Origin of the sequence: Klebsiella sp. SWET4 (genome assembly GCF_024296565.1) — a bacterium.
Lineage (GTDB): Bacteria > Pseudomonadota > Gammaproteobacteria > Enterobacterales > Enterobacteriaceae > Klebsiella > Klebsiella variicola.
The window spans coordinates 992-1312 of sequence record NZ_JANCOB010000045.1; the positions used below are offsets into that span (position 1 = coordinate 992).

A 321-nucleotide genomic window follows, 5' to 3' on the forward strand; every position below is an offset into this window, starting at 1 on the left:
CACGCCTGATACTTTATTAATAGCATCGTACAAAAAAGGCATTTACAGTTTAACGGGGACTTCGGCAAAACGAAAAACAACAGTTTTAGATAAAGAGCTTATTAATAATCAAATTTATACCGCCAAAAAAATTAACGATAACCGTTATGCCATTGGAACCATTTCCAACGGATGTTATATTATTAATCACAATGGCAGCCTCGTTCAAAAATTCACCAAAAAAGAAGGCATTCAAAACAATAGTATTCTAAGTCTTTTTTTCGACAGAGATTTAAATCTTTGGCTCGGGCTGGATAATGGCATTGATTTTATTGCATATAA

General features: G+C 33.0%; 1 protein-coding gene. It reads left to right on the forward strand.

From position 1 onward, the window contains the following. Positions 1–321, forward strand: a 321-nt coding sequence (locus NKJ21_RS27390; RefSeq protein WP_254733432.1) for a hypothetical protein, incomplete at both ends; no start/stop codon positions are given.